This window comes from Vibrio sp. 10N.261.55.C5, assembly GCF_041470505.1.
GTDB classification, from domain to species: Bacteria; Pseudomonadota; Gammaproteobacteria; order Enterobacterales; family Vibrionaceae; genus Vibrio; species Vibrio crassostreae_C.
The window spans coordinates 1-10,432 of sequence record NZ_JBFRMS010000054.1 but is presented as its reverse complement, the minus strand read 5'-3'; the positions used below and the strand labels follow the sequence as shown (position 1 = coordinate 10,432).

Sequence of the window (10,432 nt, the reverse complement as noted above, 5' to 3'; positions counted from 1 at the left end):
GCTTTAACTGATCGGCATTACTCCGAAGAGCTCTTTTTTATTATCAGCGTAATGCTCTGAGAAGGCTTACCTGATTAGTGAAGCTTTAGGTTTGGACGAAGTACACGGTTAATACGACCAACCAGCATCATCAGTGATGTTTTGATTAAGCCGTGAAGCGCCATCTGGTGCATGCGGTACAAAGAGATGTAAACCACACGAGCAATACGACCTTCGACCATCATCGAGCCTTTCGTCAGGTTACCCATCAAGCTACCTACCGTAGAGAAACGGCTAAGTGAAACTAGCGAGCCTTTGTCTTTGTAGATGTAGTCTTTCAGGTCACGACCGTTCAACTTAGCAATGATGTTGCTGAATGCACAGCTTGCCATTTGGTGAGCCGCTTGTGCACGTGGCGGAACGAATGAACCGTCTGCTTGTGTACATTGCGCCAAGTCACCGATTGCAAAGATGTTGTCATCCAGTGTTGTTTGCAGCGTGTTCTTCACAACCAACTGGTTGATACGGTTGGTTTCAAGACCACCGATATCTTTCATGAAATCTGGTGCTTTGATACCTGCTGCCCATACCATGATTTGAGCTGGGATCTTGTCACCATCTTTGGTTGTTAGGCCGTCAGAATCCGCCTGAGTCACCATCGTATTCGTACGAACGTTCACACCAAGCTTGGTTAGCTCAGAGTGTGCTGCACTTGAAATACGAGGAGGTAGAGCTGGAAGAATACGCTCACCCGCTTCAACTAGGTTTACGTTCAGCTTGCTTGAATCTAGGTCGCCGAAGCCGTAAGTACGAAGTTCTTTAACGGCGTTGTGTAGCTCTGCAGAAAGCTCTACACCAGTTGCACCAGCACCAACAATCGCGATGTCTACCGTGCCTTGACCGTTCTTAGCGTGAAGCTTTAAGAACTGATTGTTCATTTCTGTACGGAAACGGTGTGCTTGCTCTGGGCTATCAAGGAAAATACAGTTGTCACGAACGCCTGGAGTGTTGAAGTCGTTTGACGTTGAGCCTAGCGCCATCACTAGAATATCGTATTCAAGTTCACGGCTTGGCATCAGCAGTTCACCGTGCTCGTCTGTAAGCTCGCTTAGTGCAATCACTTTACGCTCACGATCGATGTCGTTCAGGCTGCCCATTTGGAAATCGAAGTAATGGTTTTTTGCGTGCGCACGGTAGCTTAATGCATCAACACCTTCATCCAGTGAGCCCGTTGCTACTTCATGAAGTAATGGTTTCCATAGGTGGCTTGCTTTACGGTCTACCAGAGTAATCTGGGCACGTTTCTTACGACCTAAAGTGCGGCCTAGCTTAGTGGCTAGTTCTAAACCACCAGCACCGCCGCCTACTACGATAATTTTTGTCACAATGACAATCCTCTACAAAATGAATAAATGGGGTTCGGCTCGATTACTCCAACCGATAAATTCTATGTATCTACTCGGCCTTGAATGCGAAGGCTGTTACAAATTGGGTTACCGCGAAAAAGAATAACGACAGCTCACCGAGTAGTTAGAGGGGTTACAAACAACAAATAATGGTTTGTTGCTTTGCTCACGTGGATAAAAAAGGTGACTACCTGAGAGGCAGAACACAAATTATGGGCAAGTTTTTTCACTCGCTCTCAATTTTTTTTGATATTTGTCAAAATATTTTGCTTGGGAACATTATATATAGCAAAAAGATGACCGCAACAAAAAAATCCTTACCCTCAATGAGGATTCGCGACTAATTAGTTAACGTTTGCGCAAACTGATCTATAAATGCACAAACCGACCGATAAAACATATACAACTACTTTATCAATACCAATCTCTAAGATTCAGATGTGAAAAAGCAGCACTCATTGAGCACTGCTTTTATAAAACATCTGGATTGATTAAGCGTTTTTGAACGCTTTCATTGCTTGAAGATGTTGAGAGATCTTTTTGAATTTATGACTCTCTTTCTCATCCCAGATTACATCATAGTAATCTTCTAGCGCGGCAGCTGTTTTGGTATTGTCGTGAATTTCATCTTCACGAGAAAGCACCACTAAACAGCGTCCTTTGTTTTTCATACGGTAATGAGCAACACATTTAGTTGCGATGTCTTCGTACTCTTCTGGACGGTCAATTCGACCTACCATGTTGTTCTCAGGGTGCAGATTAGGGTTGAACACCACCTGCTTAATCCCACATAAGAAACCAATACGCTCAGACCAAAAACCACCTAAACCTACACCACAAATAATGGGATGCGGATCATCGGATTGCTCTATCACCTTATGCACTTCTTTTAGCAGATGCTGCATATCGTGTTTTGGATGCAAAGTACTGTAGTTGATGAAACGAACGTCATCATCAATGAATTGCAACTGCAGTATTTTTTCGTGATTGCCCGGGCTTGTTGAGTCGAAGCCATGTAGATAGATAATCATTGTACCTCCCCCGTTGAATATTGGTACGTTTTGATCAATCTAACACGAAAAACAAGGTTTTAAAGGTAACAGCTGAGAAATTATATTTTTCACTTCCTAAACGTGATCCTAGCTACATAAAGTGTGACTCAGAGCCTCCGCTTCACGTAGATAACTTTCATCGCCCCAAAGCTGATGAGCAAGTAAATACCATAGCATCGCCATCATCTGGCTTCTTGGTAACCATGCTTCTACACCATCAAGCCAAGGCTGAACATCATGGATTCCTCGCAGCTGACAGTACTTCTCAACCGCTTCTGTGACTGGCGCGCCAGCAACCGCAATGGTTAATGTTAAATCGAGCCTAGGGTCTGCGAGCGCAGCGTATTCCCAATCAATAATCTTAATGCAGTCACTGTTTCTCACTAGGTTATAACCACCTAAGTCAAAATGGCACAAAGACAGGTCAACATTGGTAATACTTGGAGCCACGCGCCACTCTTGATAAATCTTAGTGCAGGCTTCGGTCTTATGAATCGCATCAAGCTGCAGCCAGTAATGGTCGACTCGCGCCGTGAAACTGAATGGTTGCAGTGGTAATCGCGCAGTATTAACCAGATGAACAGAGGTCAGCGTTTTCAACAGGTCATCGAGTTCTAGATCTTCGTAAAGTGTCTCACCCGCAATCCACTCAACCAGTAACCCCTGCTCATTCACTACCATTGGGCTTGGCCCGATACCGAGTCGCTCAATGGCAGACAGCACTTGGTACTCTTCATGGCGAGAAATGAAGAACGCTTTGGTGATAGGTGTGGTTGGCCGCCAAACATACGCAGTACCATCGGCATCGACCAACTTCCAACATCGATTGGTCAAACCGCCTGTTAATGTCTGTGCTCTAACTGGAGGCTCAGAAAAGTAACCGTCAAGCGAACTCAAACTGGTATCAAGAAGCTTAGCCTCAGACCAAGAAAAAATTGCCATATTTACTCCCTATAAACGTCTTCATTCCCTACAAAAAAGACACTGACCAAAAGCCAGTGTCTCTTCATAAACAGCACATCATGCACTGCATTGGCGTGTGACCAAGCTATACGCTGTCAAGATTAAGCTCTGCCAATACTAGACATTGTCAAATCCGGCTGCGCATAGTTGGCAAGTAAGCGAAATTAAAGGCCTAGTAGGCTCTTAGATTGTTGCTTACGGATTTCAGTCTCGTCAGCCCATTCAATCAAGCCAGACTCAAGATCCATTAGACGCATCGTCATTTTGTAGTATACGTCTTCATCGCTACCCGCTTTCTTAACGATGCTTGATAGGTTGCCGTACAGCATGTACTGAGCACCAACCATTTTACCGAATTGAATCGCTGAACTTTGGTTTACAAGCTCATCGTTGTTTTGGAAGTTCAATTGGTCACGAACAGACTCTACACGGTCCATATCAACGAAACGGAACTTACCAGAGTTCAGCATCTTAGTACTGATAGTGTCAGTGATTGACTCAGTATCGATGTGCTCACTTGTTTTGTTCTTGATTCGCTCTACAAACACGATTGGACGCTGTTCACGAGTAATGTAAGACACAGAACCAGACGCCATCATGCTATCGACCATTTCACCCGCAATCGTTTGAAGGTCAGTTGAACCGAAATCGATTGTCGTGGTTTCTACTGCTTGTGCATCACCGTAGCTTACCTTGTTTGAACAACCGCCTAAAATAACCGCTAAACCTAGTAGCGCAATGACACTCTTTTTCATTTTGTTTCCTCAACTTATCACTGAGCGGGGTTACCCACACTCTTAAATTCTTGTATTTACGAATCATGAGACCCGTTTAATCTAACTTACTGCTCTCGGAACTGGACTCTGAACTGAGTCGCTTTCGGGTTTACCGACACTTCCGACAACGAAATACTTTCAAAACCACGAACAATCGCTTGCTTCCAAGGACCTTGTTTTAGGTTGACCTCAAGCCCGGCATCGTCGTACCAGTAAAAACGATAAAGGATATGTTGGTCGCCTTTATAGTTACTGTTTAAACGAACGATTCCTCGCGTATGACCGTCGACTAGATCGGTGCGGATATCTTCAACCTGTAAACGGCTACCCAATACCTTGTCACCAAAGAAAACGTTCTGAGTCAGACTATCGACCCTTACGCCAGCTGTATTATCAGCACAACCAGCCAGAGCCATAACCGCTGCTAAGCTCACTAACCACTTTTTCATTACAGCCTCCCTAGCTGTTTATGCCACATTGTTGCATTGTTTCCTTGTCGAGAAATCCACACCAAGGTGGTCTGCCCTTCTCGAATATCAAAGTCGTACGTTTTAGCGCCCGCTTCCAACGTATATTGACCGCTATTTGCTACAAACGTACTGCTCTTAATCTCTGCAGGTAATGATTGCCAACTGCGAGTGTCTGGTTGCTCTGTCAGTGTGTTCCACACGTTGAACAGAATATTACCGACATCATCGCCTTTGGTTGCTTCTTTTCGAATGCGATCTTTCGCGACTACACGTAGCGCTTGGCGAATAACAATGCTTGTCATACGTTCCGATAGATCGTTCTGCGCCATCGCGTTTACATCAGTGATCAAATGTTCTTGTAGCGGCTGTCCGCTGATTCGCAAGGCAGAAAAACGCTCTACGTTTTGACTTGGGTAATATGGCAGCGCAAGAGAGTATATTGCCCCCTGATCGCGACTGTCATAAACAGGCAAATCCAGTCGCCAACTGTCCATAGCTTGCACAGCGCTCTGCTCTTGAAGAACAATCACTCGCCCTTCACCTGCACTAAGTTTAGAAGATTGCTTATAGCGTTTTTCTAATGTTGCTAAATCTTGTCGCATCCCTAAACGAGCGGCTGTTGCCATGGTTCTATCGATGATTTCTTGGTTATCTGGCATCACAGCCAAAGCACGACGATAGTCAACGTAGGCGCTGTTTAAATCATTTGACGCTTCATAAAGCAGACCAGACAAGAACATCAGATACGCATTCTGTACTGACTGCAGTTTCTTACCCGCATCAGGGTAATTGGCAAGGATGCTACCCACATTGGCAGACAAGCCTTGCTTCTTCGCATCGCTGGCTGCTTTGTCTAACTCAGCCTCGCGTTGCTTCTTCGCTTGTTCTTGAACTTGGTTGGCGCGACGCATTTCGATCACCGCACCTTCTAAATCGTTTTTCTTGAGGTAATTTAAACCGAGATACAGATGAAGAAAGCCCAACTCGTAATCGGCTGGCACATACTCGGTAATATTGTCATTCACAGCCAACGCACCCACACTGGTTGCACTGTCTGAGATTGAGATCACGGCTTTGCGTTGCTGCTCAGTAACCGCCTGATCAGCCACTTCAAACGAAGCCTTACTCTCAGGGTATTTTTGATCCAGCAGATTAATTCTGCCTCTTTCAAAGTTATCAAGGATGTCGCCTGCCGCGTAATCTGGTAGCTCTTGCTGAGCCTCTGAATAATCTCCAGATTTAACGGCTTGGTAGATCGCTTTGTTTTGTGCGCTGTAATGACTGAACAGGCTTCCTGCAGACATACTCGCACAACCTACGGTCAACGCCGATAACAGGGCAATGGAAGCGAATCTAAACTGTTGCTTCACTTATCGTCTCCGTGCATGTTTAAAATGCCTACTTTATTAGGGTCTGCTGACCTTTAATGGTCTCATTATCAAAACGAAACGCGTTGTAAAAAGGATCTCAAGCCAGTTGAAACCCTACTGATTTAGCCTCTGCCTAGGCGATGCCGATGTTCAGACAACAGATAGAACTTAAAGTTGGCATACAAACTACAAATTTTCCAACTAACTACTTGTGTTAACCCACTAATGAGCGCGTTTAAACTAGCTCATTAGCTTTCATTAACTCGTTAGCTTTTCATTAGCTCATTAACTTTTTATTAGCTCATTAATAGGGGGCCAAGTGGACGGCCGCCAACCAAGTGCATGTGAATATGATAAACCTCTTGGCCACCGTGAGAGTTACAGTTCACGATAAGACGATAGCCATCTTCTGCAATGCCCTCTTCTTTTGCTAACTTGCGAGCAACAGTAAACATGCGCCCCATCATCGCTTCATCTTGGACTTCAACATCGTTAGTTGTCGGAATCAGCTTGTTTGGGATGATTAGGATATGGCTTGGCGCGCGAGGGTTAATATCGCGAAATGCGGTTACTAAATCGTCTTGGTATAGTAGATCTGCTGGGATTTCTTTGTTGATGATCTTAGTAAAAATGGTTTCTTCAGCCATGTTTCTCTCCGATAAAACATTTATTTTTTAATGCTTTGAGTATGCGCTATGCCGCATCAAACCACAATAAATCTGCTTTAAAGCATAATAAAAAACACCGTTCAAATCAAAGAAAACGAGCCTTAGCTCTCAAGAATGGCATGTTGGTTATAACTGAGCGCTATTTTTGACGTGTGCGTCATAAAATGCGTAAGCCGAGCTCAATAGAATGCTGATAATTTTGTTAGTTTTACTTTGACCTGACATTAGGTCTGCATTTTTATTTAGGGAGAAAGCCATGAAGGGATCTGTGATCAAGCGTATGTACGCTGGTTTCGCACTGATCATCATCATGTTCGCAGTCACGATAACCATCATGATGAACAGCATGAATCAGATACACAGCAATTTTGAGAGTGTCTCAGAAACCTCATTACCACTTGTCGCGCTTTCAAATCAAACGAGTGTTCAATTGCTTTCTGCTGATAAGTCATTCAAAGATTTCTTAACCACACAAAACGCTGAACGCATGTCTGCAATGCGTACAGAATTTGCTGCATCACAAAACTCGTTTTCAGAAGTTCTCGGTAGTTTAGAAGCGGCAAGCCAAAACAATGCTTCACTTGTTGAACGTATCGCGCAATTAAGAGCAATGGAAGAACGCTACTTCGCCGAAGCTGACGAAGCGATGAACAACTACGTCGCGATGTTCGAAGCACAAGAACAAGTACAAAAAGCGTCTCGTGACTTCCAACGCTTACATTCAGAATTAACCGTTGGTATGAAAGAGTACGTTGCCGACCAAAAAAGCATCTCTGTAAAAGTGATGGCAAAGAGCTACTTCATCAAACTGCAAGACGCAGAAGTTATTACCTCTGATGCACTTGCTAGCTCTGATGTTGCCTTCGTTCAAAAAGCCCTTAACCAAAACAAAAAGGCCGTTACTCATCTTAACTACGCTTATCGAGGTCTATCAACACAACTACCAGCACTTAAAAATGTCTTCGATGAGTCGGTTCAGAAGTTCACCAAAGACGTTGGTCAGAAAGGTGGCGTACTAGACAAACACAACAACTACCTACAAGCCAAACAAGCGTTGTACGTGAACATCGCTAACCTAGCTCTAGAAGTTGACCAAGCGATGGCTGTTTTGGACTCATTCAACGTGACCGCTGAAGAGCAACTTAACTCATCACTCGCTGACGCAAGCAGCATCTACGACAAAGGCCTCTTCAACGCGATTGCCATTGGCATTGTTGTGACTGTGTTCGCTGCTGCGATTGGTTACCACATTGCACACAGCGTACGAGAGCCATTAACTCGCATCCTCGGTACATTAGAAGGTCTAACTGAAGGTGATATGACTCAGCGTATCGATATTCGCTACGACAACGAATTCAGCCGCGTGAGCCGTCACATCAACACCTTGGCTGACAACCTGCACAATATCCTTGTGAAGTTGAATGATGCTTCAGATGACTTAACTAAGACTGCAAGCGTCAACCAGAAGACGTCATCTGAAACGCAGGCTCAATTGAACAGCCAACGTGAGCAAACCGCGACTGTTGCGACCGCAATGACAGAGATGTCTCATTCTGTACAAGAAGTGGCGAACAGCGCGCAAAGCTCACTCACCATGGTTCAACAAGTAGAATCGGCTTCTGAGTCTGGTCGTCAGATCATGAACACCAACATCAGCACCATTAATCAGCTTGAAGTTCGCCTTACTGAATCAGTGGGCGCTGTAGGCGAGCTACAACAGATGAGTAGCCAGATTGGTTCAATCCTTGACGTTATTCGTGGTATTGCTGAACAGACCAACCTACTTGCACTTAATGCGGCAATCGAAGCAGCGCGTGCAGGTGAACAAGGTCGTGGTTTTGCAGTCGTTGCCGATGAAGTACGAGTGCTAGCACAGAAGACCACTCAATCAACCTCTGAAATCGAGACTATGATCAGCAATCTGCAATCAAGCTCGAAAACTGCAAGTAACGTAATTGAAAGCTGTATGAGCGATATGGACATGTCGGTTCAACAAGCTTCAAGTGCAAACAGTGCGATGGAAGAGATCCAAGCCTTGATTCTAGAGATCAGCCACATGAGTACACACATCTCTCAAGCAGCCGCTGAGCAGAGTGAAACGTCTGGTGATATTGCACGCAACATCGAAGACATCAACCACATCGCAGATAAGAGTTACCAAGCGATGTCTTCAATTGCGGAGGCAAGCCAAAACCTAACAATTTTGGCGAATCAGCAAGGTGATTTAGTACATCAATTCAAACTATAGATAAATGAAGAATCGATAGATATTTAGTGAGATTGTTGAGACTTCTTACCCAATAGTGGTGACTAAATGAGCTAGGGCAACTTTTATCAAGGGTTGCCCTTGTTTTTTATGAGCTTTGTCATTATATGATTATTAAGGCTTGCTGCTTCCCGTTTTTTCTTTCACCTTTATGAGCGAGCCGCTATTAAGGAATTTATATGGCTGTTCATGTTGGCATTATCGATCAAGACCCCATTCGCTTGCTCACCCCATTACTTGATAACCGAACGGTCAGCACTCACATCGTGTTTATCGGTGACAAAAATCAAGTCAGTATGTACAAACGTTTAGACAGCGTTTTGCACAAGCGCGACATTACGAGTGAGTTTTTCGAAATTCCGACCATCGTAAATACATCTGTCATTAAAGAATCTATCCAAACCCTTGCCGAAGACCTCAAAGCACGCGGTCAAGAAGTGAAGCTCAACGCAAGTTGTGGCCTCCGTCACCGCCTACTTTCTGTGTACGAAGTATTCCGTACTTACCACTGGCCAATCTTCGTGGTTGAACCAAATAGCGACAAGCTTTGCTGGTTGTACCCTAATGGTAAAGAAGACGCACAAGTTCAAGACCGCATCACTATCGACGACTACCTAACTGTGTTCGGTGCTCGCGGTGAATTCAGCGATGTTCAGCTGTCTCCGCAACTGGATCAGAAACTTTATGAACTGGGTGAACGTTGGGCAAGTAACGCACTCGAACTAGGCCCTGGCCTTGCGACATTGAACTACCTAGCAACGACCTGCCGTAAAGAACAAAAACTTGATGTAGGCCTATCTGAGAAGCAACAAGGCTATCGCGAGCTCAACATGCTGTTGAGCGATTTGGTTGAAGCTAAAATTGCGACTTACGACAATGGTATTTTGACCTTTGCCAACGAAGACGCGCGCCGCTTCTCAAACGGTGAATGGCTTGAAACATTGGTTCACAGCACAGTTAAGCAGATCCAAGATGACATGCCGACCATTCAAGACCGTTCTTTGAATGTTCAGGTATACCGTCAACTGGGTGAACGTGAGGTTCGTAACGAGCTTGATGTTGCCTCTGTGGTGAACAATAAGCTGCACATCATCGAATGTAAGACCAAAGGCATGCGTGATGATGGTGATGACACCTTGTACAAACTGGAATCGCTTAGAGACCTGCTAGGTGGCCTACAAGCACGTGCAATGTTAGTGAGCTTCCGCCCTCTTCGCCATAACGACATCACACGAGCTGAAGATCTTGGCCTTGCATTGATTGGCCCTGACGAATTGAAAGATCTTAAAACACACCTAACGGCATGGTTTACAGCTGCGGGTGGCAGTGAAGATCTAGAGTGCTAAAAACCAATAAGCTCATGAGAGCTCAATGCTCTTAAGCAGATTGTTAAAAAGGCGAATGACGATTAAATCACTCGCCTTTTTTGTTGTCTGTTTTCTCTATTGATTACTTTCAGACGGCAATCGAGTAGGAGGAGGC

At 44.7% G+C, this 10,432-nt stretch carries 9 protein-coding genes; 2 read left to right on the top strand and 7 right to left on the bottom strand.

Going from position 1 to position 10,432, the window contains the following annotated elements:
* Positions 1–74: 74 nt before the first annotated feature.
* From AB4263_RS19490 to hinT, 7 genes are all read right to left on the bottom strand, one after another.
* Positions 75–1,364: an NAD(P)/FAD-dependent oxidoreductase gene (locus AB4263_RS19490; protein WP_009847154.1), complete on the bottom strand. Its 1,290-nt coding sequence runs from the start codon at positions 1,362–1,364 to the stop codon at positions 75–77.
* Positions 1,365–1,876: 512 nt separating this feature from the next.
* Positions 1,877–2,416, bottom strand: a complete 540-nt coding sequence (gene ycfP, locus AB4263_RS19485) for an alpha/beta hydrolase YcfP (protein ID WP_372098724.1) — start codon at positions 2,414–2,416, stop codon at positions 1,877–1,879.
* Positions 2,417–2,524: 108 nt separating this feature from the next.
* Positions 2,525–3,379 carry a phosphotransferase gene (locus tag AB4263_RS19480; protein WP_372083358.1) on the bottom strand — a complete coding sequence of 285 codons (855 nt, stop codon included), beginning with the start codon at positions 3,377–3,379 and terminating at the stop codon, positions 2,525–2,527.
* Positions 3,380–3,564: 185 nt separating this feature from the next.
* A complete protein-coding gene (gene lpoB / locus AB4263_RS19475; protein ID WP_017060223.1) occupies positions 3,565–4,155 on the bottom strand; it encodes a penicillin-binding protein activator LpoB in 591 nt (196 codons plus the stop codon).
* Between the two features lie 86 nt (positions 4,156–4,241).
* Complete coding sequence (locus tag AB4263_RS19470) at positions 4,242–4,625, bottom strand: YcfL family protein (RefSeq protein ID WP_017060222.1); 384 nt, start codon at positions 4,623–4,625, stop codon at positions 4,242–4,244.
* Complete coding sequence (locus tag AB4263_RS19465; protein ID WP_017065296.1) at positions 4,625–6,016, bottom strand: COG3014 family protein; 1,392 nt, start codon at positions 6,014–6,016, stop codon at positions 4,625–4,627. The genes AB4263_RS19470 and AB4263_RS19465 overlap by 1 nt, the downstream gene beginning before the upstream one ends.
* A gap of 296 nt (positions 6,017–6,312) precedes the next feature.
* Positions 6,313–6,663: a purine nucleoside phosphoramidase gene (gene hinT / locus AB4263_RS19460; RefSeq protein ID WP_017060220.1), complete on the bottom strand. Its 351-nt coding sequence runs from the start codon at positions 6,661–6,663 to the stop codon at positions 6,313–6,315.
* Positions 6,664–6,940: 277 nt separating this feature from the next.
* On the opposite strand from hinT, the gene AB4263_RS19455 reads away from it, so the two are divergent.
* Both AB4263_RS19455 and AB4263_RS19450 read left to right on the top strand, forming a co-directional pair.
* Positions 6,941–8,932, top strand: a complete 1,992-nt coding sequence (locus AB4263_RS19455; protein WP_017068093.1) for a methyl-accepting chemotaxis protein — start codon at positions 6,941–6,943, stop codon at positions 8,930–8,932.
* A 197-nt stretch (positions 8,933–9,129) separates the two neighbouring features.
* On the top strand, positions 9,130–10,296 hold the full coding sequence (locus AB4263_RS19450) for a DUF1887 family protein (protein ID WP_017060218.1): 1,167 nt from the start codon (positions 9,130–9,132) through the stop codon (positions 10,294–10,296).
* Positions 10,297–10,432 lie beyond the last annotated feature (136 nt).

Excerpts from the sequence above, each read along its gene's own strand:
- AB4263_RS19480 (WP_372083358.1), bottom strand. The coding sequence starts at position 3,379 with ATGGCAATTTTTTCTTGGTCTGAGGCTAAGCTTCTTGATACCAGTTTG.
- hinT (WP_017060220.1), bottom strand. The coding sequence starts at position 6,663 with ATGGCTGAAGAAACCATTTTTACTAAGATCATCAACAAAGAAATCCCA.
- ycfP (WP_372098724.1), bottom strand. The coding sequence starts at position 2,416 with ATGATTATCTATCTACATGGCTTCGACTCAACAAGCCCGGGCAATCAC.
- lpoB (WP_017060223.1), bottom strand. The coding sequence starts at position 4,155 with ATGAAAAAGAGTGTCATTGCGCTACTAGGTTTAGCGGTTATTTTAGGC.
- AB4263_RS19455 (WP_017068093.1), top strand. The coding sequence starts at position 6,941 with ATGAAGGGATCTGTGATCAAGCGTATGTACGCTGGTTTCGCACTGATC.
- AB4263_RS19470 (WP_017060222.1), bottom strand. The coding sequence starts at position 4,625 with ATGAAAAAGTGGTTAGTGAGCTTAGCAGCGGTTATGGCTCTGGCTGGT.
- AB4263_RS19450 (WP_017060218.1), top strand. The coding sequence starts at position 9,130 with ATGGCTGTTCATGTTGGCATTATCGATCAAGACCCCATTCGCTTGCTC.